Origin of the sequence: Corynebacterium sputi DSM 45148 (assembly GCF_000427865.1) — a bacterium.
In the GTDB taxonomy this organism is placed as follows: Bacteria; Actinomycetota; Actinomycetes; order Mycobacteriales; family Mycobacteriaceae; genus Corynebacterium; species Corynebacterium sputi.
Map to the genome: position 1 here is coordinate 128,372 of NZ_ATYV01000004.1, position 24,457 is coordinate 152,828.

Consider the following 24,457-nt stretch of genomic DNA (forward strand, 5'->3'; position numbering starts at 1 on the left):
CCGGGTCCGCGCCGAGAATCCTCGGTGCCACGTCCCTGCCTACTGAGCGACCAGTGTGGCACTCGTTTTCAGGGAGTCACTCTCGACCATGTACGAGTCCAGGACTGCATCCTTGATAACCAGTTGGTCTGAGATCAACGCCGGAAGGTTAATAGCGATCGAGGCCAAAGCGGACTCGATGTCTTCCGGGACCCAGTTTGCATCGATCGTCAGAGAAATCGTCTCGAGACCAGCGATCACCGGCGTCATCGTTGCGACCTCAACCAGAATGGAGAAGTTGCCCTCCAGTGTGGTGACCACACCTGGTTTAGCCGTCTTGTTCAACGCGGGGAAGGCACTGTTCGGGGCCTCGAGGGTGAGGTTATCGAGCTCCACCTTGTCTGCTGCGATGCGAAGCGCAGGCTTCGACTGACCCGACGTCGTGATGACGTTGGAAACAGACAACGAAACGTTGTCGATCAGGCGCACTGCGTCCGCCTTGATGGTGAAGTTCTGATCAGACACCGGCATCGCACCGAGTTCCTGTGGAGAGATCGTGCGACCCAACTCGAACGCGGCTTCATCGCCTTGCTCCAGCAGATCATCGATCGACTCTTCAATCCCGCCGATATCCGGAAGCTCAATTTCCGGAAGCCCCGGAGTTTCCGGCAGGAGCTGCCCGCCGGCCTCGTCCGGGACGGTGATGCCGGGAATCTCCGGCAGTCCATCGAGCCACTGGGCCTTAGCCTCAGGAGGAGCCACCAAGGTATGGGCGCCAGCCAGGGCTGCGATCGCGACGATGGCCGTCGCACCTGTGGCAGCCGACTTCCGGCTGAGCTTTTCTGCCCGCTTGAGCTCCTTGCGCTCCTTGCGGGTGAGACCACCCATTTCCTTGGCAGGTTTGGGCATTGGGCTCCAGGAAAGCGCCCAGGCACCACCGACCATTGCCAGTGAGGTGCCCAGAATGAAACCACCGAAGTTGGAGGTCGGCAACGCAACAATCGACAGGATCAGTGCCACGACACCGGTGAGGATTCGACCTTCGCCCTTGAACCAGGTCATCAGGCCACAGACGATCAGCATCACGCCGATCAGCAGGGTCGAGACACCAGAGATCGTCGAGAGGCTGATGATGATGCCCGAGAGCTGGAAAGTGAGGTACGCCGGGGACATGATCACGGCGCCGCCCATGATCATCAGCAGACCGGCGCCGAACGGACGCTGGCCACGCCACTCGGCAAAACGTGAGTTGCGCTTGCCCTTGCCAGCGGCGGCAGCTGCCTCAGCATCTACGTTTTCTTCGAGCTCAGACTCGGCCTCAGCCTCTGCAACATCACCGTCGGCGTAGCCGACCTCGGTCACCTGCTCGTCGTCGATCTCCTCGACCTCAGAGTCATCCCAAGGGTTGTAGGCCTCAGTCTCGAGGAACTCGTCTTCTTCAAAGACCCCGTACTCGTCCTTAGGATCTGAGGACTCAGCCATACCGAGCTCAGAGTTCAGGTCCTGATCCTCGAGCGCAGAGGACGGCACGTTGTCCTGCCCCTGAAGGGACTTTTGGCCGTCCTCGGGAACCTTGGGGAAACTGACTGTGGGGTCTTCTTTGCGATCAGCAGCCACTGTCGGATCCTCGGAGCACATTAATCTGCGCGCCCGCGACCGAGAGCTGATCCGCCGCGAGCGACGTGGCTTCGATTCGCGTGTCGTTTACGAGCAGCTGGTTGGTGAACAGACCCCAGGAGCCCTGGGCTGCGCGGCTATCGACCTGGTTGGCGTCGACACCGATCTGCGCGGAAGTCATGGTCAGGTCACCGTCGACTGACTTCGCACCGAGGAGAAGGTTCTCGGCGGAGAAGTTCTGGCCCGGGACCTGCAGCTTAAAGACTGCTTCGCCAAGACCGGGGATGTTCGGGATCGGGACAGAGAGGCACACGTCGCTTGCGGTGGCACCTACGAACTTCAAGTTCGAGACACCGGTTGCGCCGCCGTCTACTTCTTCAGAACCAACGAAAAGGCTGGTTGTATCACCGGTCATGCTGCCGACAGTCATGTCCATCACGGTGCCAGAGAGTGCGAGGTTGGCCGAAATGCCGCCCTGGGCCATCGCCACGCCGGTACCACCGGCGGCAATGATGCCTCCGGCCAGAATTGAAGCGAAACGCAGCTTCCGCATGTAGCCCATCGGGAGTCCCTTCTCAGAAATATAATTGTCAACCACTGTGCGTACCGGGCGGACCCTGGTGGACCTGCCCCGGCGATCACTGACAGTGATCTAGGCAACAACATGGAAAACCTTAGTGCTCATAACGAAATCTCACCGAGCTTTCAGGAAGACTGAGCCAAAAATGTTTGCACGACAACGCAAATGAGATTCAGCAAGCACCCCCGGAATCTGGTTCGTGCACGGAAAAGGCACCGCAGGCGCTATGCACGAACGGTGCCTTGATTCCGAAATTCGCTTATCAGTGGGCGAAGTGACGTGCTCCGGTGAGGTACATCGTCACGCCTGCTGCTTCAGCGGCTTCGACGACCTCTGCATCGCGGATCGACCCCCCGGGCTGGACAACCGCAGTGACACCTGCGTCTGCGAGCACCTGGAAGCCATCTGCGAAGGGGAAAAAGGCGTCAGAAGCAGCGACTGATCCGGACGCACGCTGCTCTTCACCGGCGAGAGAATCAGCGCGCTGGACGGCCAACTTCGCAGCATCAACGCGGTTGACCTGACCCATACCGACACCGACAGTGGCGCCACCTCGGGCAAGCAGAATCGCGTTGGACTTCACCGCTCGCACCGAACGCCACGCGAAGACCAGGTCCACAAGGGTTTCCTCGTCCGCAGCCGTACCGCAGGCGAGAGTCCAATTAGCCGGGTCATCGCCCTCGGCCTGGAGCTCGTCGCGCTCCTGCATGAGCACGCCACCGGAGACCTCACGGAACTCCACAGCGGACTTCTCCGGCTCCGGAGCGGTCAGGATACGGATGTTCTTCTTCTGGGAGAGGATCTCCACTGCGCCGTCTTCGAAGGACGGGGCGACGATAACCTCGGTGAAGATCTCCGAGACCTGCTTTGCCATCTCCACGGAGACCTGACGGTTCACGGCGATGACGCCACCGAAGGCGGACACCGGGTCGCACGCATGCGCTGCGCGGTGTGCCGCAGCGATGGACTCCTCGGAGACCGCGATGCCACACGGGTTAGCGTGCTTAATGATCGCGACGCAGGGACGCTCGTGGTCCCAGGCAGCGCGCCAAGCAGCGTCGCAGTCGGTGTAGTTGTTGTAACTCATCTCCTTGCCGTGGAGCTGCTCGGACTGTGCCAGGCCGGCTCCGTCCGGGGATGCGTAGAGAGCAGCCTTCTGGTGCGGGTTCTCTCCGTAGCGCAGGGTGGCAGAACGAGTCCACGACCGGCCAGCCCACTCGGGGAACTGCTCAGCGCCCGGGGAGTTCTCGCCCAGCCAGGTCGCCACTGCAATGTCATAGGACGCGGTGTGGCGGAATGCCTCAACTGCGAGCTCGGTGCGCTCGTCGCGGGTAAAGCCACCTTCCCGGGCGGCTGCGGCAACATCGTCGTAGCGCGACGGGTCTACGACCACGGCGACAGACGGGTGGTTCTTCGCTGCGGCACGAACCATCGACGGACCGCCGATGTCGATCTGTTCCACGCAGGCGTCAACGTCAGCGCCAGAGGCGACGGTCTCAGTGAAGGGGTACAGGTTCACGATCACGAGCTGGAATGCCTCGACCTCGAGGTCCGTGAGCTGCTGGAGGTGATCTTCTTTGCGGGTATCCGCCAGAATGCCGGCATGAACGCGCGGGTGCAGCGTCTTTACGCGACCTTCCAAGCACTCGGGGAATCCGGTGATTTCCTCGACACCCGTCACTGGGACGCCGGCGTCCGCGATCCGCGATGCAGTCGATCCGGTGGAGACGATGCTGACGCCCGCCTCGTGCAGGTTGCGAGCCAGGTCTTCCAGGCCCGTCTTGTCGTACACGCTGATCAGCGCGCGCTTGATCTGCTTCCGGTCGTCGGTCATTGGATAGTCGCCTTTCGTCCGTCCCGCGAGATTCCGCGTTCTGCGATTGTGGTCAGAACGTCAGCAAGCAACCGACGTTCTACTATTTTGATTCGTTCGTGCAGGGTATCGACGGTATCCGAGTCGAGAACTTCGACCACTCGCTGCGCAAGAATCGGACCCGTGTCTACTCCGTTGTCGACGATATGGACCGTCGTGCCCGTAACCTTGACTCCGTAATCGAGCGCGTCTGGAACCGCGTGGGCGCCTGGGAATGAAGGAAGCAGCGCCGGGTGCGTATTAATAATCCGCCCGTCGAACGCTGCTACAAACTCCTCACCAAGGATCCGCATGAATCCAGCGGAGACCACTAAGTCCGGGGAGTACGACTCCACCGCGCCAAGCAGCCGTCGATTCCACGCTGTCCGGTCGCGCCGCGCCTCCGCGTCGAACGGGACGGTGAAGGTGTCAATTCCTGCACGGCCCGCCTTCGCGAGCGCTTCGCATTCGAGGTCCGCCCCCACAGCGACGAGCTCAACCGTGTTCTGGTCCAGCTCATCGACAAGTGCCTGGAGCAGCGTTCCACTTCCGGACGCCAGCACAACGACACGCAACGGGGAAGAGCCAGAGGATTCGGTCACGCGGGGGATATTACCTGCCTAGTCTCCGCTTCCAGGATTCCGGGGGACGTCGCCGTCGCCCTCCTCCTCAAGACTTTGCTTCCCGACGTCCCCATCCTCATCGTCCGCACCCTCATCAACGGTGTCAGCCTCATGGCCCTCAGCCAGTTCGGGGTCCTCCCCCGGTTCTTCGACTTCTTCGACTTCTTCAGGCTCTTCAGGCTCTTCATCGAACTCGTCATCGACTTCGAGCTCAGGATCCTCCGGATCTACCTCTTCTAGATCGGTGTCCTCGGGTTCTTCATAGTCGTCTTCCTCGTGCTCGTCGTCGATGTCGGAGATTGGGTCGTGTGCTACGGAGGCGTCGTCAAGCGCGACCTTGTCATTATCTCTCCCAAAGACCTCTGGGAAGCCGCGCACCACAACGACCGTGAGGGCCGCCGGCAGCGCCACCCACACTGAAGCGAGCACTCCCACCAGCGACCATGGGGTTCCAGTCTCACCGAAGTAACCCAATTCACCGCTTGTCATCCACGCCACCGCTGCAACGAGCACACCCGCGACAATCGCGGCGACAACAACCACGTAATAAGCGTTCTCCGAGGCAGAGGTGAACAAGTAGCGATACACCCGCCACATCACAACGCCGACCGGGACCACCAGCAGCACCGCGAACCACACGTGATGCTCCTGCGGCATTCCGCCGAGCAAAGGCAAAGGCGGCAAAGAGCCTGGGATAACCCCAAACAGTCCGACCTCGGCGACACCGACATTGGCCGAAGCGCCAGTCAACACTCCGATCGTCGCAGCCGCCGCGTTGGGCAAATAGAGCAGCGACATAATGGTCATTCCGATGACACCGCCTGCACCGGCGGTCACCGCGTAGGCCTCGCCGACAGCGCCGAATCGGATGAGACCGGCCAGCAACACCACGATGGCAGCGGCTGCCCACAGACATACGACGATGTCCGCTCCCAGCCGCAAGGACTCCACTGGCCACTCCGGCAGACCGCGCCGACGCAGCAATGCAGTCAACAATTTCGGCCCAATGCCCACTGCAAGCGCGATCAATCGCAGCAGCAGAGTCGCAAGCAGAGCAGAGAAAAATGAAGGCGCGTCAACATCAATCAGGGTCGACCGAGAGGCATCCCACAGCATCAACCACGCGATAGACGTGAGAACAACGGGAGTCACCAGGGTGAAGGCCGAGAGGACTCGGATGTCGCGAACTGAGATCGGACCGGACACCTCACGACGGATCCGCCACGCAACTACGCCTACAAACAGCATCGCTGGCACCGCCGGAATCACCCCGAGCGTCACACCATTGACGATCACCGGCGACATGTTCAGCACCATCCACGCCGAGGCCACAGAGGCAGGGAACGGAGTGAGTCCAACATCGGTGATCGTCACGAAGAGAATCGCGAGAGTGATGATGGCGAGCACCGCCACGCCGTCGGTCGCTGCGGACAAGAGTCCGAAGCGACGCAGCCGTGCGTTCAGATCTGAGCGCGGCGAAGGGTCCGCCGCTGCACTGCGCGGAGTCTTCGCTTTTGGCTGTGACTGCCCGGCCTCCCGAGTGGCCTGTGCTGCGGCCGGCCGACCATTGCGTCCAGAATCGGTGGGCTGGCGCTGACCGGTGGCACGCGAGGAAGCCTGACGGGCGGACGCCGCGTTGTCTCCCCGCGCTTCGGGACTGACCCGTTTGGCTTCAGGGGGGACGGGGTTGGCGCGTGGGGTCCGCGGTCGACGCCGGGATCCGGAACCGGGATGGGATCCACCGCGGCTGGACGGACGACCCTTGCGCTGTTTGTCGGACACGGTGAAAAGGCCCTTTCAGACGACGGTGGATGCCTCGGGTGCTTCCCCACACCTCTCCGTCACGATATACGGCACCGGATGAAACGAGGGCACCCCTGGCCAGTCACACCAGTAACACGCCTTTCATTTGGGACTTTTTCGGCGAATCGGTTGATTGATGGATATCAAACCGTTATCGTTTCGTTGGTAAGTAACGACGTGGTCACGAGATCGCACCAAAAGGGCTGCCTTCTCCCGCGTCAACTCCCCCCTTGAAATTGTGAGGAAGACACGTGCGAGAAGGTAGTTTGCGTAGCCGAGGCGGCGCCCACCGCAAGAAGTCTCACGCATCCAATCGCATCGCAGTCGCAACCGTTACAGCTGCAGCAGCCACCTCCGTCGGATCCGGCCTCGCAGTCGCTACCCCGGCACCGGTCGAAGAGGACAACTCGCACCTGACCGCGCAGGCTGCATCCTCGGACTCTTCTACCGCACCGACCGTCGTGTCTGTGCAGGACTTCCGCCCGGTTGGCGACCTGTCCACGCAGCTAAACGCTGCGCTGCAGTTCAACCAGGAGCGCAAGGCACGCGACCTGGCTGACCGCATGCCGAAGCTGGCCTCCCCGGCTGACGGCGCATTCACCTCCGGCTTCGGCCCGCGCTGGGGATCGATGCACAACGGCATCGACATCGCCAACGTCACCAACACCCCGATCCGAACCATCATGGACGGAACGGTCATCGACTCCGGCCCGGCACAGGGTTACGGCCAGTGGATCCGCGTGCTCCACGACGATGGTGCTGTGTCTGTCTACGGACACCTGGAGTCGCTGTACGTCGGCGTCGGCGAGAAGGTCTCCGCAGGGCAGGAAATCGGCGGCATGGGCAACCGTGGTTTCTCCACCGGTACCCACCTCCACTTCGAGATCCACCCGGATGGCTCCACCCCGGTTGACCCGATCCAGTGGTTCATCGAGCGCGGCCTGGCTCTGTTCGCCGGTGCCGTTGAGGGCGCCACCCAGTTCTCGGGCGTCTCCTAAACTCGAACCTGTTGAGCGGTTAATTTCGCTGAATGCGCTCGCCGATCCGGCGGGCGCATTATTTTTATGTCTATGACTTCTTCGAGCAACTCCGCCGTAGCCACCACCGACGCAACGAAGGGCGGCGCCACCTCCACCTACAAGCTATGGCAGAAGCTTTCCGACGTCCCCGTCGTCGGCACCCATCTCTTCTCTGCCGGATACAGCCTCTTCGCTCCGTACTTCGCCACTGTCCTGCCCCACGTCCGCGAGGTCCAGCCGGGCTACGCCGTGGTCTCTGCCCCGAAGTGGTGGGGCGTGCGCAACCACATCGGCACCTTCCACGCGATCGCCGGCTGCAATGTCGCCGAGGCCGCTATGGGTGTTCTGTGCGAGGCATCCGTGCCGACGTCACACCGATGGGTCCCCAAGGCCATGGACGTGCGGTACGTGACCATTTCCAAGGGTGGCCTGACCGCCACCGCCACCGCAGACGTCCCGGATTTCTCCTCGATCACCCCGGAAACCGGCGGCCAGGACCTGCCGGTGACCATCGCGCTGACCGATAAGCGTGGCGTGGTCGTGCAGGAAGTGACCATCACCACCTGGGTGACGGCCAAGAAGCCGAAGAAGTAGGAAAACTAATCTTCTAGAGCTTCTCCATAGGCAGGCCACCGAGCATCATCAAGCGCACCTTGCCTGCCGAGCCGAAGTCGATGGTCGCAGTCTGACGCGGGCCGACGCCATCGACGGAGAGCACCTTGCCCAGGCCGTACTTGTCGTGGACGACCTTGTCTCCGGCATCGAGCTGAAGAACCGTGTTGTTCTTTCGGCTCGGGGCAGTCGACCTGGCCGCGGACCGTCCACTGGCACCGCGGCCGAAGCTGCTTCCGAATCCGCTGCCACCGAAGCCGCCGCCGAAGCTGCTGCCTGCTCCGGCTGAGCGCGGTTCGTTCTCCCACTCGATAGTCTCGTTCGGCATCTCTCCCAGGAACCGTGAGGGCGGGTTCGACTGCGGGGATCCCCACGAGGACCGAGTCCGCGCGCTGGTCAGATAGAGCTTCTCTCGGGCTCGGGTAATACCCACGTACGCCAGACGACGTTCCTCTGCCAATTCCTTCGGGTCACCCAGGGCACGCAAATGCGGGAACTGACCGTCCTCCCAACCGGTAACGAAGACCACTGGGAACTCCAGACCCTTGGCCGTGTGCAGCGTCATCATCGTGACCGTTCCGCGTCCGTCATCGGGGATCTGGTCAGCATCAGCAACCAGGGAGACCTTCTCTAGGAAGGCGGCAAGGCTACCCGGTTCAGCAGCGCCATCGTCGAGACCTGCGTCGAGGTCATCGAACGCCGCGGTGCCATCTTCAGCAGTCGGTTCAGCATCAGCATCAGCATCAGCCTCGGCATCGTCCTCACGGACCCCTTCGCTGGCGTTGTCACTTACAGGTGACACCTTGTCGCCGGATTCACTGTCACCTGTAGGTGACACCTCCGAAACAGGCACATCCCCGCCGACGTCAATGGACCGCTCCAGCGCCGCCTCCGCAGAGAACTCCCTCGCCACGGAGACGAGCTCATTGAGGTTATCCAGCCTCGCCGCGTCCTGTGGATCGTTCGATGCCTCCAGCCCCGCACGATATCCGGTTGCCTCGAGGATTTCCTCAATGAGGTCGCCAATATCGGAGGTGGGGTCGTCGGGAAGCGAAAGTCCTTCCATCATCTCCAGGAACTTGCCGATGGCATTGCGGCCACGCGCAGAGATCGCCGGGATCTCCCCGCGGGCGGCGGCGTGCAGCGCAGTGCCGAACGAGGTCCGAGTGTCCTCGGCATGCAGGGCCACCAGCGACTGAGCTTTGTCACCGATGCCGCGGCGCGGGGTGTTGATGATGCGCTGCAAGGCGACGTCATCATTCGGGTTCGACAACGCACGGAGGTAGGACACGATGTCCCGGACCTCTTTGCGCTCGTAGAACCTGGTTCCACCGACAACGGTGTACGGCACGCCGAGGCGCACAAAAACGTCTTCTAGCGCACGGGAGGCATTGTTTGTCCGATAGAACACAGCAATGTCCGCGTAGCGCTGGTCGCCACGGTCAGTCATCTGCTCGATCTTTGACGCGATGAAGCGAGCCTCATCGTGCTCGTTGTCCGCGTTGTAGCCTCGGATCTTCTCGCCCTCGCCCAGGTCGGTCCACAGCTTCTTCTCTCGACGATTCTCATTGCGAGCAATCACCGAGTTCGCAGCGCTAAGGATCGTCTGCGTGGATCGGTAGTTTTGCTCCAGGAGGATCGAGGTGGCGTCCGGGTAGTCCGCCTCGAATTCTTCGATGTTGCGGATCGTGGCACCTCGGAAGGCATAGATCGACTGATCGGAGTCACCGACCACACACAATTCGCTGGGGGTGGTGTCCCCTTCCCCGGCGCGGCCAACCAGTTCGCGAACCAGGGCGTACTGGGCGTGGTTGGTGTCCTGGTACTCATCGACCAGCACGTGGCGGAAACGCCTGCGGTAGTACTCCGCGACCTGCGGGTGCTCTTTGAAGATGCGGACGGTCTCACCGATCAGGTCATCAAAGTCCAGTGCGTTGGCTCCGCGCAAGCGCCGCTGATATTCGCCGTAAACCCGGGCAACAGTCGTGTCGAACGGGTTGCGAGTCGATTCAGCTTCAGCGAGGGCTTCGGTGGGCCCGGTGAGTTCGTTCTTGAGATTCGAGATCGCCGACGACAGCACGCGGGCACCGAACTTCTTTGAGTCCAGGTCCATGTCTTTGCCGATCATCGCCAGCAAGCGCCGGGAATCGTCAGAGTCATAGATGGAGAAATTAGAGTTCAGCCCTTGCACCAAGGCGTGCTGCATACGCAAGATACGGACACAGGTGGAGTGGAAGGTGGACACCCACATCCGCTCCGCGACTGGGCCGACGAGGCCTGCGACGCGCTCACGCATCTCCGCCGCTGCCTTATTCGTGAAGGTGATGGCGAGGATCTGTCCTGGGTGCACACCACGGTGGCCGATCAAATACGCGATCCGTCGGGTCAGCACCGCGGTCTTACCGGAGCCGGCACCAGCGACGATCAATAGCGGCGAGCCGGCATGGGTGACCGCCTGCAGCTGCTGCGGGTTCAGTCCTTCGAGCAATCGACTCTCCGGCACGGACACTGACGATCCGCTTCCCGACGCCCCCATCGCCCCTCCTCCAGACCGAAGTACCGGACTGGGAGCGGGAGGCGCATCCTGCGAAAACGGGTTCTCTTCACCAGTGGAGGGACCGCCGAAAGGGTCCTCTTCTGGGATCGGTGCCGGTTCAGGCGGAAGCGGGATGTCCGACATCGTTTCCTGGTCCCGTCCGCTGCGGGAATGTGCGTCTGAGGTGCCGAAAGGATTAACCATGATGCCCGTAACCCTAGTCGTGTACCCGACAGCGCACCGATGGGCCACAATAGAGAGATGAATGACGCAGGGATGAATCGCGCCGAGGCCACCGGCGACCCGATCGAGGCCTTCGAGGTCCGCACCCCCACCGGTACTGATGATCCGCTGAGCTCGGAGGAAATCGAGCGGTACCGCAAGGAAATCAACCGGCTCGACGAGATCATCAAGACGGCGGCTAAGCGACGTCAGGAAATCAGCCAGGCGGTCGGCCGCACCCGGATGGGCTCCGGCGGAACGCGGCTAGTGCACACCCGTGAGGTCCAGATCATTAACGAGTTCCGCGACGAACTCGGACCGGAGGGTCCCGCAATTGCTTCTGCGCTACTGCGGATGGGTCGCGGGCGCCTGGGTGGGGCGAGCTAACACCGTCTTGCTGCGTTCGTCGGCGTCAGTAAAACCTCACGCCGGTGCACGGCGCGGTATTGGGCCGTCGGTCTACTCTTGAATCAATGTTCGGCACCACCGAGCCACGACGATGAATCTGGGAGTTGACACGATGGCAGACATCACCGCTACCGACGCTTGGTCCGCACTGGGAGATAGGTACGGCGCACTAGCGGATACCAATCTTCGGAAGTTGTTCATGGATGCTCCCGATCGCGTCAAGGATCTGACCTTTGACGCGGCGGGTCTGCATGTGGACCTGTCGAAGAACATCGTCGACGCTGACACCCTTTCTGCCCTGGTGGAACTGGCGAAGGCCGCTGATGTGGAGGGCGCTCGGGAGAAGATGTTCTCCGGGGCACACCTGAACAACACTGAGGACCGCGCTGTGCTGCACACGGCGCTTCGCCTGCCCCCGGAGGAAGACCTCACGGTTGACGGTCAGGACGCCGCTGCTGATATCCACGAGGTTCTCGGCCGGATGCGGGACTTCAGCCGGGCATTGCGCTCTGGCGACTGGCTCGGCGCTACCGGCCGCACGATCAAGACCGTGGTCAACATCGGCATCGGCGGCTCGGACCTCGGCCCGGCAATGGTGACCAAGGCCCTGCGCACCTATGCCACCGCTGGCATCACTGCGCGTTTTGTCTCTAACGTCGATCCGGCTGACCTCATGGCGACTCTCGACAAGCTCGACCCGGAGTCGACTCTTTTCGTCGTCGCGTCCAAGACCTTCACCACGCAAGAAACCCTCGCCAATGCCCAGGCTGCGCGCCGGTGGTTGGTGGGGCATTTGGGGGAAGAGGCCGTCGAGAAGCATTTTGTGGCGGTCTCCACCAACGCCGAAGAAGTGGCGAAGTTCGGTATCGACACCGACAACATGTTTGGTTTCTGGGACTGGGTGGGCGGCCGCTATTCGGTGCCGTCGGCCATCGGTCTGTCCATCATGTGCGTGATTGGCGCTCAGGACTTCACTCGATTCCTCCAGGGCATGCGGGAAATGGACGAGCACTTCCTGTCTGCTCCGCTGGCAGAGAACGTTCCGGTTCTCATGGCGCTGCTGGGCATTTGGTACACTGACTTCTTCGGCGCCGAAACCCAGGCAGTGCTCCCCTACTCCGAGGATATGTCCCGCTTCCCTGCGTATCTGCAGCAGTTGCTGATGGAATCCAACGGCAAGTCTGTGCGCACGGACGGCACCCGTGTCGATTACCAAACCGGACAGATCTACTGGGGTGAGCCAGGCACCAATGGACAGCACGCGTTTTATCAGATGATTCACCAGGGAACCCGGCTGATTCCGGCTGACTTCATCGGCTTCGCCCGTCCGCGCCAAGACCTGCCGACTGCCGATGGCACCGGTTCGATGCATGACCTGCTGATGTCGAACTTCTTCGCGCAGACCAAGGTTCTCGCCTTCGGCAAGGACGCGGACGAGTTGCGCGCTGAGGGCACTGATGAGGACCTCATCCCGCACAAGATCATGCCGGGCAATCGCCCCTCGACCACGATCCTGGCCGAGGAACTGACTCCCCAAGCGATCGGTTCGCTGATCGCACTGTACGAGCACATCACGTTCGTGCAGGGCATCATCTGGGGCCTGAACTCGTTTGACCAGTGGGGTGTCCAGCTCGGCAAGACCCAGGCGAACGAACTGCTGCCGGCAGTCTCCGGTGAGGAGACCCCAGACTCAGGCGACCCGTCGACCGATGCGCTGCTGAACTGGTTCCGTACGAACCGTTAGCGGGTCCCAGGATGCAGGAAACCTAGTGGAAACACTAGGTTGTTCCTGGTGACAAATTCATATTCCCCGGACCCGGCCAGCGCGACCACCCTCAGCGCCCGCCAGGTCCGTCTCATTGCCTTCGTGGGCATCGCCCTCACGGCCCTCAATATGCGCGCGGCAGTCACCGCGCTTCCGCCACTGATCGGCCGTATCACCCCTGACCTGGGGCTTGACTCTGGCGCTGTGGGTGTTCTGGTGATGCTTCCCACCGCAATGTTCGCGGTGTCGGCCTTCGCCGCCCCGCAGCTGTTGCGCAGGCTGGGGCTGCCCGGTCTGCTGATCGCAGCGATGGTGCTCACTGCCTTGGGGCAGATCTCTCGTGTCCTGGGCCCGTCCACCGCCACATTGTTCGGCGGTTCCCTGCTGGCGCTGTTCGCCATTGGTGTGACCAACGCGGTGGCGCCGCTGGCGGTCCGTGAGTATTTCCCGGACAAGATCCGCAGTATGTCGATGACTTACATGCTGTTCATGCAGGCCGGTATGATGCTTCCGCCATTGCTCGTTGAGCCGGTCGCCACTGCGGCTGGTTCGTGGCAGCTTTCGCTGGCGTCGTGGTCGCTGTTCGCCGTGGCAGCAACGCTGCCATGGATTCCGTTGGCCCTGGCAGCCCGTAAAAACCCGCTTCCCAACGCCTCCGCCTCCCCCAATCCCGACACCACACCCACCCCGACATTGATCCCGATGTGGCGCTCGCCCATCGGACTGGGCCTGTTCGCGATGTTCGGATTCACATCATTTAGTACCTACTGCCTGATCGGGTTCATCCCGCAGATCTTCACCGATGCCGGGGCGAGCCCTGAGTTCGGTGGAATGATGCTGTCCTACTGGGCGATGCTCGGTGGAATCATTGCGGTCTTGGGGCCGTGGCTGGTTGACCGGTTCCGGGATCCGTTCGGAGTCCTCGCGATCTTCCTGTTCCTATATTGCGCCGGAACCGCGGGAATGCTCCTGTCTCCGATGTCACTGCCGTGGCTATGGGTGACGATGTCTGGCCTAGGACCGATTGCCTTCCCGATGGCCTTGACGCTGGTGAACTACCGTGCGCGTACCGCGGTGGGAGCCAGGTCGTTGTCAGCGTTGTGCCAGGGCGCGGGATACACCGTCGCCTGCGCCGGCCCTGTGGCTTTCGGCGCCCTGTACGGCGCCACCGGTAACTGGGTGGCACCGCTAGGTATTTTCATCGCAGCGACGGCTGTGGTCGCGGTGGGCGGCTTCTTCGCGACCCGCCCAGCGATGGTGGAGGACACCATCGCCGAGTGGGGTCTGCGCGGCATCTACCGGCGCCGTCGTGCAGCGCGAGCAGGTCGCGTCGAGCAGCTCGACGACGCCCCCGACTCCAACTAGCGGGCAGGCGCCGGAGTGATGCTCCGGGAGTCGTCCACGATCTCCTTGCCGAAGGGGAAGCAGGTCACCGGGATCATCTTGAGGTTCGCCCATGCCAGCGGCAGGCCGATGATGGTGATCGCCTGCGCGAGGGCGGTGGTGATGTGGGCGATGGACAGCCACAGGCCAGCGACCAGGAACCAGACCACGTTCATCAAGCCGGTACCGACGCCGGCACCTGGCTTCTCCACAACGTTGCGGCCAAAGGGCCACAGCGCGTAGCTCGCCATTCGAAATGAGGCGATACCCGCGGGAATCGTGACGATAAAAATACAGGCGATGATTCCGAAGAAGATGTATCCGATGAAGAGCCAGATACCTCCGGTGATCAGCCAAAGAATGTTGAGGATCAGACGTAGGAGCTTCATGCCTCAATGGTAAACGCCCACCCGAGACGACGGGTGGGCGCTGACACGCGCGGTTAGCCAGGGGCTATTTCTTCTTGCCACCCTTGCGGACGCGGCGGATGATCTCGATCACGATGGCGCCAACGATAGCGACGACCGGCAAGAGGCTCTTCTTGTTGTTATTTCTGCTCATGACAGAAACAGTAGCCAGCCACAGGTGGCCTTCGCCACGGTTTCGCAGCCAACGCGAGCGGGGCACTGCCCCTATGCTGAGGGGCATGACGGTACACGTGGATGACGCAACCCTGGCCCGCCGATTGGCCCTTGGCACCGGGGATATCCTCAAAGGGGTCAGGAACGTTGGGCTGCTGCGCAATTCCGTCCTGGGCAAGAAGGGGGACTCACTGTCCCAGCAGTGGATCGCAGCTGTCCTCCAGGAGCATCGACCGGACGACGGAGTGTTGTCGGAGGAAGCATTCGACGACCGTGAGCGCCTGAATCACAACCGAGTGTGGATCATCGATCCCCTCGACGGCACCAAAGAATTCGCTAACGGCCGCCAGGACTGGGCAGTGCACATCGCGTTGATCGAAGACGGCCAGCCGGTCGTTGCGGCCGTGGGGCTGCCCGACTTGGGGCAGGTTTTCGTCTCTACGGATGTGAAGGCTGTCGGAGGTCCGCTGACGAACAAGATTGTGGTCTCTCGGACCCGGGCTCCGGAGGTGGCTGACTACGTCGCCGAAAGGACCGGCATGGCACTGGAGAAGATGGGATCAGCCGGCGCTAAGGCGATGCATGTCCTCCTCGGTGACATGGATGCCTACATCCACGACGGCGGGCAGTACGAGTGGGACTCCGCGGCCCCGGTTGGCGTGTGTAAGGCCGCCGGACTGCATGTGTCCCGGCTGGATGGTTCAGCGCACACGTTCAATAACGAAGACACGTACATGCCAGATCTCCTGGTCGCTCGACCGGAAGTTGCCGACGAGATCCTGCAACTCTGCAAGGAGTTCAAGGCCAACCAGTAGTCACATTTTTGGGGGCCGGTAACCTATGCAGTATGACCATCGAGACCCCGTATGAGGACCTGCTCCAGGACATTCTGCACAACGGAAGCCTGAAGTCTGACCGCACCGGCACCGGCACCCGTAGCGTGTTCGGGCGCCAGCTCCGATACGACTTGTCGAAGGGTTTTCCCCTTCTGACCACCAAAAAGGTGCACTTGAAGTCGATCGTGTGGGAACTTCTATGGTTCATGCGCGGCAGCTCCGATAACAACTGGCTGCGTGAGCGTGGAGTCACCATCTGGGACGAGTGGGCCGGCGAAGACGGCGACCTCGGCCCCATCTACGGGGTTCAGTGGCGTTCGTGGCCAACGCCGGATGGCCGCCACATCGATCAACTTGCGGACGCACTGCAGTTACTCAAGGATGACCCTGCCTCGCGCCGCAACATCGTCTCCGCATGGAACGTCAGCGAACTGGAGAACATGGCGCTGCCGCCGTGCCACCTGCTGTTCCAGTTCTATGTCGCCGACGGGAAATTGAGCTGCCAGCTCTACCAGCGCAGCGCGGACATGTTCCTCGGTGTGCCGTTCAACATCGCTTCCTACGCTTTGCTGACCCACATGATGGCTCAGCAGGCGGGACTGGAGGTCGGCGACTTCATTTGGACCGGCGGCGACTGCCACATCTATGACAACCATCTCGAGCAGGTTGAGCTGCAGCTTTCCCGCGAGGCCCGCCCCTATCCGGTGCTGGAGCTGGCCAAGGCCGATTCCCTTTTCGAGTACGATTACGAAGACATCCAGGTCGTCGGATACGACCCCCACCCAGCAATCAGAGGGGCGGTAGCAGTGTGATGTCCTCACCGGAAGCTGGCGCAACGCGCCCGGGCCGGATCGGAATGATCTGGGCGCAGACCATCGATGGGGTGATCGGTGACGGTTCAGCCATGCCGTGGCACCTGCCGGAGGACCTCGCTCATTTCCGCAGGACCACCACTGGGGCACCGGTCATCATGGGCCGACGCACGTGGGACTCGCTCAACCCGCGTTTTCGTCCGCTGCCGAAACGTCGCAATATCGTCCTTAGCAGGAACTACTCCGATTTCGAGGGGGCCGAGCACGCCCCGGATTTCCGCCGGGCAATAGCATTGGTCGCGGACGAGCCGATCGCGTGGATCATCGGCGGAGGTCGTGTCTACCGCGAGGGTCTGGACATCGCCACCGAATGTGTCGTCACCGAGATCGATATGGATCCTGACATTGAGATTCCCGTCACTGCACCGGAATTGATCGACTGGGAGGTTGAATCCCGCTCGGACTGGCTGACCGCGGAGAACGGTCTGCGGTACCGCTTCACCCGCTGGTATCCGCTGTAGACACCCGAAACCACATCTAGCATGACCGTGGTTGAATGTCCCGCATGAGCGAAATCACGACTCCCGAGACCAACCAGCACGTCACCATCTTCGCCACCACGTGGTGCCCCTTCTGCCAGAACCTGCTGTCCTCCCTGAGCAAGGCCGAGGTTCCCTTTGAGGGATGGGACGTGGAAAAGCACGACGACTTGGCTGAATGGGTCAAGTCGGTCAACGGCGGCAACCGAGTCGTGCCGACCGTCCTCTACTCCGACGGCACGTACGAGACGAACCCGCCGGCTGCTGTGGTTGAGGAGAAGTACTTGGAACTAGCAGGAAAATAATTGCTTCCCGACGCCCTTCTCCCCGCCGGCGCGATTGCCTGGCGGGGAGAAGGGGACGTCGTTAAGCGGGGTTTTAATCCAGATCATCGTGCGCCATGAGCTGGCGCGCGGCTTCAGTGATGGAACCGGACATCGACGGGTACACCGAGAAGGTGTTCGCCAGATCACGGACTGTGAGGTTGTTCGTCACGCACACCGCCAGCGGCAAGATCAGCTCCGAGGCAGTCGGAGCAACGATGACGCCGCCGACGATGATGCCGGAGTTCTTACGGCAGAACAGCTTCACGAAACCGTGGCGGATCGAGCGCATCTTCGCACGCGGGTTGCCGCGCAGGGGGAAGACCTCAATGCGAGCAGAAACCTCTCCGGACTCGATCTGTGCCTGAGAGACACCGACGGTGGCAATCTCCGGGCGGGTGAAGACGGCCGAAGAAACGGTGCGCAGGCGAATCGGGGTAACGCCCTCACCGAGTGAGTGGTACATCGCGATACGGCCCTGCATTGCCGCGACAGAGGCCAGGGGGAACAGGTCGGTGCAGTCACCGGCGGCGTAGATACCCGGCACCGAAGTGCGCGAGACGCGGTCCACCTGAATGTGTCCGGAACGAGTCAGTGCGACGCCGACTGCGTCCAAGCCAAGTCCACGGGTATTCGGAACAGAACCGACAGTCATCAGGGCGTGGGATCCGCGGATCTCTCGGCCATCGGAGGTGACAACGCGAACGCCGCCGTCTTCGGTGCGCTCGACAAGGTCACAACGGGCATTCTTCACCACGTCGACACCACGCTCGAAGAGGACGGCCTCGAGGGAATCTGCGGCGTCAGCGTCCTCGTGCGGCAGGATGCGGTCACGAGAAGCGACCATCGTGACCTTCGCGCCCAGCTCAGCGAAGGAGGAGACGAACTCAGCACCGGTGACACCGGAACCGACCACGACGAGGTGCTCGGGGACCTCTTCCAGGTTGTAGACCTGGCGCCAGGTGAGGATGCGCTCGCCGTCCGGGATGGCGCCCGGCAGCACGCGCGGGGAGGAGCCGGTGGCCAGCAGCACCAAGTCGCACTCGATGGTCTCCTCGCCGCCTTCGAACAGCTCCACGGTGACGTAGTGGGTGATGCGGCCGGACTCGTAATCGTCCAGGCGACCGCGGCCCTGCAGCACCGTGATGCCTTCGCGTTCCATCTGCGCGCTCAGGTCGCCGGACTGGTTCGCAGCCAGCGCCTGCACACGGTCGTTCACCGCGGTGAAGTCGATGGAGCGGTTAGAGAAGTCCGGGCGCAGGCCCATGTCGTCTGCACGACGCATGTCGGTACGGACGCCGGTCGCGGCGATGAACGCCTTCGACGGCACGCAGTCCCACAGGACCGACGAGCCGCCCATCCCTGCGTCCTCGACGATGGTCACCTCTGCGCCGTACTTCGCCCCGACCAGTGCGGCCTCGTAGCCAGCGGGGCCTCCACCGATGATCACGATCTTCTTCGCCACAGGGTTCCTCTCAAACGTCGAACGTCGCCCATTCCCGGGTCTCGGGGGCAGGGCAACTGGGTAATAGCGTTATCAAGTCTAGTGGAGTATGTGTCGGCCACGCTCAGCGCGGGGATCATCAGGCACAGAGTCAGCCTCAGCACGGCCATACCGTGCGACGATGCCGGCGAACAGCTTCACGCCGACGCTGAGGCACCGCTCATCCACGACCAAATCATCCCGGTGCAGATCGTGCTTCTCCCCATGACCGGACCAGCATCCCAAGCGAGCCATCGACCCGGGAACGTGCTCCAGGTACCAGCCGAAGTCCTCTCCCCCGCTGGACTGAGGAGCCTCAATCAGAGCCGACGGGTCGACCGCGCGGACGGTCTCTGCGACCAGTGCCGTGCAGTAGTCATCGTTGATCACTGGCGGCACGCCCTTGACGTATTTCAGTGCGTGATCGACCCCAGTCGGTGCCAGTACCTGCTCGATCAGGTCTCTCATGAGCGGTTCAATGCCGCGCCAGGTGGCCACATCGGCGCTGCGGATCGTGCCGAGCATCGTGCCGTGGGAGGGAATTGCGTTGGCTGCGTAACCAGCATTGGCAGCGCCGAAAGTCAGCACGGTGCCAGTACGCGGGTCGACCCGACGGGACAGCAGACCCGGAAGCTCGGTCAGAAGTTTGCCCATGGCGAAAGTAAGGTCGGCGGTGATGTGCGGGCGCGCCGAGTGCCCGCCGGGGCCGTCAAGACGAATTTCCATGGTGTCTCCGGCGGAGGTGATCGCACCGACCCGGACACCAATCTGTCCGACGCGAAGCTTCGGCTCGCAGTGCACTGCAAAAATCCTGGCAACGCCGTCGAGTCCACCGAATTCGATGACATCTGGAGCACCTCCCTCCATGACCTCTTCGGCCGGTTGGAAGATGAAGCGCAGCGGAACGGGTACGCCGCCGTGCTCACGGTCGTACTCGGCCATCGCCAGGGCGGTACCGAGAGTGATCGCCGTGTGGAAGTCATGCCCGCAGGCGTGCATGACGCCCGGGCTCTGGCTGCTGAACGGCAGGTCGGTGTTTTCGGTCAGTGGAAGGGCGTCCATGTCACCGCGGAAGGCGAGCCGACCGACCGGCTCCCCCACCTCATCGAGCCGGTCGTCCCCGATATCGACCATCAGTCCGGTGTTCGGGAATCGCACTGGCTGCAAACCTGCGTCGCTCAGCAACGCTGCCACCAGGTCGGTGGTCCCGAATTCCATGTGAGACAGCTCAGGGTTTTCGTGCACACGCCTGCGGAATCGCTCGATCTCGTCGCCGTTGCGCTGCCACCAGTCCCCGATAAAGTCTTCAATCACGACTACCACTGTAGGACCATGTCCTGTGAGAACCAGTTCGTGGCCCCTCGGACCGGTGCTACAGGTCGATGTTGCGGGGTCCGTAGAGGCGGTCGCCAGCGTCGCCGAGTCCCGGGACGATGTAGGCATCATCGTTCAGTTCCGGGTCGATGACTCCGGTAACCAGTCGAATCTCAATGTCGGAACCCTCCAACGCGTCGACCCCCGGCTGTCCGGAAACGACACAGATTGCAGTGATGCTCTTCGGATTGCGGTCCGCCAAGAGCCGGGCTGCATGGAGCAGCGATCCGCCGGTGGCCAGCATCGGGTCCAGGAGGAACACATCGCGGCCACTCAGGTCCGCGGGCAGAGCTTCTAGGTAGGCCACGGGCACGTGGGTCTCCTCATTACGCGCGAGTCCGACGAAGCCGACCTGCGCGTCCGGGATCATCGACAGAGCTGGGTCAACCATCCCCAAGCCAGCACGAATGATCGGAACGAGAATCGGCGGGTCTTCGAGCCTGCGTCCGGTCGTTGTCGCGACCGGGGTGGTCACCTCAAATTCTTCGATGTTCAGGTCTCGGGCTGCCTCGTACACCAGCATCGAGCTGAGGTCGGTGAGAGCAGCGCGGAAGCCGGCATTGTCCGTCGCTTCATCGCGAAGCACGGTCAACCGGGTGGCGGCGAGTGGGTGGTCGACAACCTTGATCTCCATGCCCCACAAGCTACTCGCGCTACGCCCAGGGGATGCAGCCGGCGACATTTCTGGGAACCAGTGTGGGGTTCGTTGCGTCTAACTAGGTGAAGGACTTGTTTGTTCCACCATTGATTCTCTGGGGAAGGATCTCCGATGCCCGTCTCGTCAGCACTGTCCAGTTCATCTATTTCACTTGATCCGTCGTTGGTCTCGACTGCGTCTTCGGCCATGCGGGGCCTCTCCGCAGCGTCCTCAGTGGTGCCCGCAGTGCCTGGTGCGCTGTCTGCATTAGCGGCCGGTGGAACCGGTGTCGTTCAGGCCGGAGCCACCGCGATGCCGGGTATCTCCGGGGTTGTGAAGTTTTGCACTGCCGCGGCCACGGCAGCGACCGTCCAAGCCGACCGGATCATGCAACTCGGCGGGTTCGCCGGCGCCGCGGCCAATTCATTGGATTCTGTGGTGGGGGCTGTCTCCGATCATGAGCTAAACACCAGCTCCGCGATGGACAACCTTTCCGGACAGGTGATCGTATGATCCCCGCAGGCCTCGCCCAGATCCCAGTCCAGATCATCAGTGCTGCTGGTGAAGCCGCATTGTCGGCCGCTCCGGCCCTCCAGTCGACGGTGTTCCCGTCTCCGCCGGACGGCCCGATGTGGTCCAGTGTCAGCAACTCACTTGCCGACGGCTTCAGCGGCGACGCCGGCACCGCCGTTCAGAGCGCAGTAAGCCTCGCCGGAGCCGCTTCGGCAATCATGGATGGTGATGCCATCACTGGCGCCGCCGCAATCGTCGAAGGCTCAATATCCATCGCGACGGCCGTGGCCGAATTGGCGCAGATAGCAACCGAGTTCATCGCCGCCGCCATCAGCACAATCACGGCAGCAGCAGCTTCGGGACCGGCCGCACCGATGATGGCCCTTCCCGCCCTCATTCAGCAGGCCACGAAATCACTCGGTCAAGCAGCCTCGGTCGTCGCACGTCTTGAATCGCAGCTAGCCGGACCGACTGCGCAACTCGAACAAATCGCTTCGAAAACAGTGCCGATGCCAGACGAACCCCGAGCCCTTGGCACAGGTTTTAATAATGCCAACACTTCCGCACAATCCACCGGGTCCGGACTATCCCCGGCTCAAGGGGCCTTCACCCAAGCGAGCAATTCCAGCGAGGGTGCGAGCGATATCGGAGGCGACTCAGTGCTCTCCGATGGCGAGGGAGCTCCCACTCCAGAGGCTCAGGCCGCCGTCCAGAATGCATTGTCTGCAGTGGGAACTCCCTACGTCTGGGGAGGAACTACGCCAGGCTCGGGCCTTGATTGCAGCGGCTTAACGCAGTGGGCCTATGGGCAGGCCGGAGTCGATATTCCCCGTACTGCGGCCGAGCAGACGGTAGGTCGATCAGTCTCTGCAGATGAGCTGCTACCCGGAGATCTTGTTATCTGGTCAGGCCACGTCGCGATGGTCACCGGTGACGGGATGATGGTCGAGGCCGGCGATCCGGTGCAGGTTAATCCGATCCGTACCTCGAACATCGGGATGGAGTTCCATGGGTACTGGAGGCCGACGGGCTAGACAATAGTTTTCAGCGCATTTCCGGCACCTAGTGCTCCATCGGAAAGCAGCCATAGTCTCGAGCGGCAGGTCACTAAGGGATGCCTTCTACCACCTTAAAAACATCCGTGTTTAGCTTCTCATTCTCAATTCGATTTCATGCCCATCCAACGACTCTTTTAATTTCATGGCAATCGCAGTAACCATTTCGAGTGCCGACAGCTGCGCGAATGCAAAGACAACCATGCACCCTCGACTACCAGGCTTGTATTCCAAAATACCGTTGGTCACGATTTCTAGTTTCGCACCCTTTACCTTATCGAAGACATCAATGTGATCTATTTCGTAATACTTAGTCGATCCAATTCCATTATCATTCCTCGATACCCCCCAAGGCTTAGGACGAAGACCGTTGGCCCAAAATTCATCTGATTCAACTTCCACAAGAACCAACACGCTGGCACCAATGCCAATGCCAAAAAGAATAAAGGAGAAATAATCGAACTCCCCGCCCGCGCCGGGAGCATCGCCGGATTAATTACCCCAGAACCAAAATAAACTGGCAACATGAACATGGTGGCAGCGAACACATAAATCAGATAGGAACGATATATTACGTTCCCTGAACTCAAAACCTTCACAAAGTTCCATCTAACCAAGGCATACACACGCGAAAATGACGTACCGCGCGCACCAATCGCAAGAAAAAGTAGAAGGAAATCGATTGACATCATTCCGACAGTGCGAAAGAACTCGCCATGAGCGATAGAATACGCAAGAAGAATAGCTCCGGGACTTAAGGCAATAACACCAAATAATACTGCTCCAATTAGCTTATCCACAAGACCCTCCCGCTTTGGATAATTCTAAAGCCTTCCTTCCATAGTAGATAAAACCTCTTCAATTTCCCAACCCGAAACATAGTAAGGATACCCAGCTCCATCAATGCACCATCCTCAAAATGAGATAACATACACCGATTCAACGCAGATAGTTCCAGAAACTCAGATCTAAAGCGACTCTTTCAATTTGCCCCATCGCTCGGACTCCCAACTTATCGCCCTTACAACCCACCCCGTTTCCGCATTCAACTCCTGTCGACTTGGAGATACACTTCGCTGACCATCAGCTAAGACTGCTGACACACAGCCCATCCGATAGAACCCCAAAGTCGATTCCATATCACCTTCTCTCCGAGACGACCCCCAAAGAAATATGCGCTTATCTTGGAAGAGCAAACCAGCCAGAGCACACTAAACCAGAAGCGTGACTGCAAAATGCGCCGTCAATTACCTCAATGCACCCGCTTAACATAATTTCGATACTCCCGTCCAAACTTGGGAGTCTTCACCGAGACCGGAACATCAGAGAAAACTTGATTCCATTCGCAGGGGAATAAATGCGGGAATACAAACTGAGGCACCCAGATCAGGCGCTTCAAAGAAAGCCCTCCTTGCCGGATAAACCTAACTTCCAAATAGGTTCGACGGGACCCCACAACCGCGATCTCCTCAACTTCCGCCCAATTGCATTTCCGTTCCCGCATACCAGCCTGCCGAAAACGAAACTCTTCATGCCCTACCTCAATTACGGATTCATGTTTTCCCAAAATTTACACAAACTTAAACAAGGCGATTCCAATCAGAGCAAATCCCATGATTTGCTGCCCAGCAGTTGTTTCTGCGGGATCAATCATTCGCCGAGGCAGAACCAGTTCAGGAGCCATAATAATTGTCACGCCCGCCACGAAAAGAAACGCAAAGTGACCGAACAACAGAATATAAGCCGGCGAGTTCGACTTCATATTTACCGAATCTGTCAGATTAGATACTTTTGCCCGAATGAAAGGTAGTGGTGCCCACCTAGGAGCTAGAATTGCAAGAAACGCAACAGCCATCGCAATCCCCATCATCGACCACGTTAAACCCCTCAGGAGGCGCAAATCCC

24 protein-coding genes are annotated in these 24,457 nt (G+C 61.0%); 11 read left to right on the forward strand and 13 right to left on the reverse strand.

Annotation, left to right across the window (positions count from 1 at the left end):
• Positions 1-39 precede the first annotated feature (39 nt).
• From YWU_RS14975 to YWU_RS14980, 5 genes are all read right to left on the reverse strand, one after another.
• Positions 40-1,596, reverse strand: a complete 1,557-nt coding sequence (locus tag YWU_RS14975; RefSeq protein WP_051259989.1) for a DUF6114 domain-containing protein — start codon at positions 1,594-1,596, stop codon at positions 40-42.
• Positions 1,586-2,194, reverse strand: a complete 609-nt coding sequence (locus YWU_RS0103620) for a DUF6230 family protein (RefSeq protein ID WP_240484045.1) — start codon at positions 2,192-2,194, stop codon at positions 1,586-1,588. Before YWU_RS0103620 ends, YWU_RS14975 begins: the two co-directional genes overlap by 11 nt.
• Before the next feature lie 244 nt (positions 2,195-2,438).
• Positions 2,439-4,010 (reverse strand): bifunctional phosphoribosylaminoimidazolecarboxamide formyltransferase/IMP cyclohydrolase, encoded by a 1,572-nt coding sequence (gene purH, locus YWU_RS0103625; RefSeq protein ID WP_027019395.1) that lies wholly within the window; start codon positions 4,008-4,010, stop codon positions 2,439-2,441.
• Complete coding sequence (purN, locus tag YWU_RS0103630) at positions 4,007-4,630, reverse strand: phosphoribosylglycinamide formyltransferase (protein ID WP_027019396.1); 624 nt, start codon at positions 4,628-4,630, stop codon at positions 4,007-4,009. Before purN ends, purH begins: the two co-directional genes overlap by 4 nt.
• Positions 4,631-4,648: 18 nt before the next feature.
• Positions 4,649-6,433 carry a cell division protein PerM gene (locus tag YWU_RS14980; protein ID WP_051259990.1) on the reverse strand — a complete coding sequence of 595 codons (1,785 nt, stop codon included), beginning with the start codon at positions 6,431-6,433 and terminating at the stop codon, positions 4,649-4,651.
• A gap of 272 nt (positions 6,434-6,705) precedes the next feature.
• Between YWU_RS14980 and YWU_RS14985 the strand changes: the two genes are divergently transcribed.
• Both YWU_RS14985 and YWU_RS14990 read left to right on the forward strand, forming a co-directional pair.
• A complete protein-coding gene (locus YWU_RS14985; protein ID WP_051259991.1) occupies positions 6,706-7,452 on the forward strand; it encodes a M23 family metallopeptidase in 747 nt (248 codons plus the stop codon).
• A 72-nt stretch (positions 7,453-7,524) separates the two neighbouring features.
• Positions 7,525-8,067, forward strand: coding sequence for a hotdog fold domain-containing protein (locus tag YWU_RS14990; RefSeq protein WP_034646993.1), 543 nt, complete (start codon positions 7,525-7,527; stop codon positions 8,065-8,067).
• Positions 8,068-8,080: 13 nt separating this feature from the next.
• Here the strand turns inward: YWU_RS14990 and YWU_RS0103650 are convergent, their stop codons facing one another.
• Positions 8,081-10,621, reverse strand: a complete 2,541-nt coding sequence (locus tag YWU_RS0103650; RefSeq protein WP_051260004.1) for a UvrD-helicase domain-containing protein — start codon at positions 10,619-10,621, stop codon at positions 8,081-8,083.
• Between the two features lie 261 nt (positions 10,622-10,882).
• Here YWU_RS0103650 and YWU_RS0103655 point away from each other — a divergent pair, with 261 nt between their 5' ends.
• The 3 genes from YWU_RS0103655 (at position 10,883) to YWU_RS14995 (ending at position 14,381) form a co-directional block, all read left to right on the forward strand.
• Positions 10,883-11,230, forward strand: a complete 348-nt coding sequence (locus YWU_RS0103655) for a chorismate mutase (RefSeq protein ID WP_240484046.1) — start codon at positions 10,883-10,885, stop codon at positions 11,228-11,230.
• Between the two features lie 133 nt (positions 11,231-11,363).
• Positions 11,364-12,995, forward strand: coding sequence for a glucose-6-phosphate isomerase (gene pgi, locus YWU_RS0103660; protein WP_027019399.1), 1,632 nt, complete (start codon positions 11,364-11,366; stop codon positions 12,993-12,995).
• 48 nt (positions 12,996-13,043) lie between these two features.
• Complete coding sequence (locus YWU_RS14995) at positions 13,044-14,381, forward strand: MFS transporter (RefSeq protein WP_051259992.1); 1,338 nt, start codon at positions 13,044-13,046, stop codon at positions 14,379-14,381.
• Here the strand turns inward: YWU_RS14995 and YWU_RS0103670 are convergent.
• Positions 14,378-14,788 (reverse strand): YccF domain-containing protein, encoded by a 411-nt coding sequence (locus YWU_RS0103670; protein ID WP_027019400.1) that lies wholly within the window; start codon positions 14,786-14,788, stop codon positions 14,378-14,380. The genes YWU_RS14995 and YWU_RS0103670 overlap by 4 nt on opposite strands.
• A gap of 257 nt (positions 14,789-15,045) precedes the next feature.
• Here YWU_RS0103670 and YWU_RS0103680 point away from each other — a divergent pair, with 257 nt between their 5' ends.
• From YWU_RS0103680 to YWU_RS0103695, 4 genes are read left to right on the forward strand one after another with little or no spacing between them, the layout of a single operon-like run.
• On the forward strand, positions 15,046-15,795 hold the full coding sequence (locus YWU_RS0103680; protein WP_027019401.1) for a 3'(2'),5'-bisphosphate nucleotidase CysQ: 750 nt from the start codon (positions 15,046-15,048) through the stop codon (positions 15,793-15,795).
• Between the two features lie 32 nt (positions 15,796-15,827).
• Positions 15,828-16,628: a thymidylate synthase gene (locus tag YWU_RS0103685; protein ID WP_027019402.1), complete on the forward strand. Its 801-nt coding sequence runs from the start codon at positions 15,828-15,830 to the stop codon at positions 16,626-16,628.
• Positions 16,628-17,149 carry a dihydrofolate reductase gene (locus YWU_RS0103690; protein ID WP_034646935.1) on the forward strand — a complete coding sequence of 174 codons (522 nt, stop codon included), beginning with the start codon at positions 16,628-16,630 and terminating at the stop codon, positions 17,147-17,149. The genes YWU_RS0103685 and YWU_RS0103690 overlap by 1 nt, the downstream gene beginning before the upstream one ends.
• A 44-nt stretch (positions 17,150-17,193) precedes the next feature.
• A complete protein-coding gene (locus YWU_RS0103695; protein ID WP_027019404.1) occupies positions 17,194-17,472 on the forward strand; it encodes a glutaredoxin domain-containing protein in 279 nt (92 codons plus the stop codon).
• 73 nt (positions 17,473-17,545) lie between these two features.
• Here the strand turns inward: YWU_RS0103695 and YWU_RS0103700 are convergent, their stop codons facing one another.
• The 3 genes from YWU_RS0103700 to upp all read right to left on the reverse strand — a co-directional run bounded on the left by YWU_RS0103700 (position 17,546) and on the right by upp (position 20,981).
• Positions 17,546-18,955 carry an NAD(P)H-quinone dehydrogenase gene (locus tag YWU_RS0103700; RefSeq protein WP_027019405.1) on the reverse strand — a complete coding sequence of 470 codons (1,410 nt, stop codon included), beginning with the start codon at positions 18,953-18,955 and terminating at the stop codon, positions 17,546-17,548.
• Positions 18,956-19,033: 78 nt separating this feature from the next.
• A complete protein-coding gene (locus tag YWU_RS0103705) occupies positions 19,034-20,287 on the reverse strand; it encodes an amidohydrolase (protein ID WP_027019406.1) in 1,254 nt (417 codons plus the stop codon).
• Positions 20,288-20,345: 58 nt separating this feature from the next.
• The gene (gene upp, locus YWU_RS0103710; RefSeq protein WP_027019407.1) at positions 20,346-20,981 is read right to left on the reverse strand and encodes a uracil phosphoribosyltransferase; all 636 of its coding nucleotides are present in this window, start codon (positions 20,979-20,981) and stop codon (positions 20,346-20,348) included.
• Positions 20,982-21,116: 135 nt separating this feature from the next.
• On the opposite strand from upp, the gene YWU_RS0103715 reads away from it, so the two are divergent.
• Together YWU_RS0103715 and YWU_RS0103720 are read left to right on the forward strand one after the other, a co-directional pair.
• On the forward strand, positions 21,117-21,497 hold the full coding sequence (locus YWU_RS0103715; RefSeq protein ID WP_027019408.1) for a hypothetical protein: 381 nt from the start codon (positions 21,117-21,119) through the stop codon (positions 21,495-21,497).
• Positions 21,494-22,531 (forward strand): C40 family peptidase, encoded by a 1,038-nt coding sequence (locus tag YWU_RS0103720; protein WP_027019409.1) that lies wholly within the window; start codon positions 21,494-21,496, stop codon positions 22,529-22,531. Before YWU_RS0103715 ends, YWU_RS0103720 begins: the two co-directional genes overlap by 4 nt.
• Positions 22,532-22,642: 111 nt before the next feature.
• Here the strand turns inward: YWU_RS0103720 and YWU_RS18320 are convergent, their stop codons facing one another.
• From YWU_RS18320 to YWU_RS0103740, 3 genes are all read right to left on the reverse strand, one after another.
• The gene (locus YWU_RS18320; RefSeq protein ID WP_169718875.1) at positions 22,643-22,801 is read right to left on the reverse strand and encodes a hypothetical protein; all 159 of its coding nucleotides are present in this window, start codon (positions 22,799-22,801) and stop codon (positions 22,643-22,645) included.
• A 47-nt stretch (positions 22,802-22,848) separates the two neighbouring features.
• Positions 22,849-23,352: a hypothetical protein gene (locus tag YWU_RS0103730; RefSeq protein ID WP_027019410.1), complete on the reverse strand. Its 504-nt coding sequence runs from the start codon at positions 23,350-23,352 to the stop codon at positions 22,849-22,851.
• Between the two features lie 770 nt (positions 23,353-24,122).
• Positions 24,123-24,419, reverse strand: a complete 297-nt coding sequence (locus tag YWU_RS0103740; RefSeq protein ID WP_156892703.1) for a hypothetical protein — start codon at positions 24,417-24,419, stop codon at positions 24,123-24,125.
• Positions 24,420-24,457: the final 38 nt, after the last annotated feature.

Coding starts and splice junctions, on each gene's coding strand:
- purH (WP_027019395.1), bottom strand. CDS start 4,010: ATGACCGACGACCGGAAGCAGATCAAGCGCGCGCTGATCAGCGTGTAC.
- YWU_RS14990 (WP_034646993.1), top strand. CDS start 7,525: ATGACTTCTTCGAGCAACTCCGCCGTAGCCACCACCGACGCAACGAAG.
- YWU_RS0103650 (WP_051260004.1), bottom strand. CDS start 10,621: ATGGGGGCGTCGGGAAGCGGATCGTCAGTGTCCGTGCCGGAGAGTCGA.
- YWU_RS0103655 (WP_240484046.1), top strand. CDS start 10,883: ATGAATGACGCAGGGATGAATCGCGCCGAGGCCACCGGCGACCCGATC.
- pgi (WP_027019399.1), top strand. CDS start 11,364: ATGGCAGACATCACCGCTACCGACGCTTGGTCCGCACTGGGAGATAGG.
- YWU_RS0103670 (WP_027019400.1), bottom strand. CDS start 14,788: ATGAAGCTCCTACGTCTGATCCTCAACATTCTTTGGCTGATCACCGGA.
- YWU_RS0103680 (WP_027019401.1), top strand. CDS start 15,046: ATGACGGTACACGTGGATGACGCAACCCTGGCCCGCCGATTGGCCCTT.
- YWU_RS0103685 (WP_027019402.1), top strand. CDS start 15,828: ATGACCATCGAGACCCCGTATGAGGACCTGCTCCAGGACATTCTGCAC.
- YWU_RS0103690 (WP_034646935.1), top strand. CDS start 16,628: ATGTCCTCACCGGAAGCTGGCGCAACGCGCCCGGGCCGGATCGGAATG.
- YWU_RS0103695 (WP_027019404.1), top strand. CDS start 17,194: ATGAGCGAAATCACGACTCCCGAGACCAACCAGCACGTCACCATCTTC.
- upp (WP_027019407.1), bottom strand. CDS start 20,981: ATGGAGATCAAGGTTGTCGACCACCCACTCGCCGCCACCCGGTTGACC.
- YWU_RS0103715 (WP_027019408.1), top strand. CDS start 21,117: ATGCCCGTCTCGTCAGCACTGTCCAGTTCATCTATTTCACTTGATCCG.
- YWU_RS0103720 (WP_027019409.1), top strand. CDS start 21,494: ATGATCCCCGCAGGCCTCGCCCAGATCCCAGTCCAGATCATCAGTGCT.
- YWU_RS0103740 (WP_156892703.1), bottom strand. CDS start 24,419: ATGGGGATTGCGATGGCTGTTGCGTTTCTTGCAATTCTAGCTCCTAGG.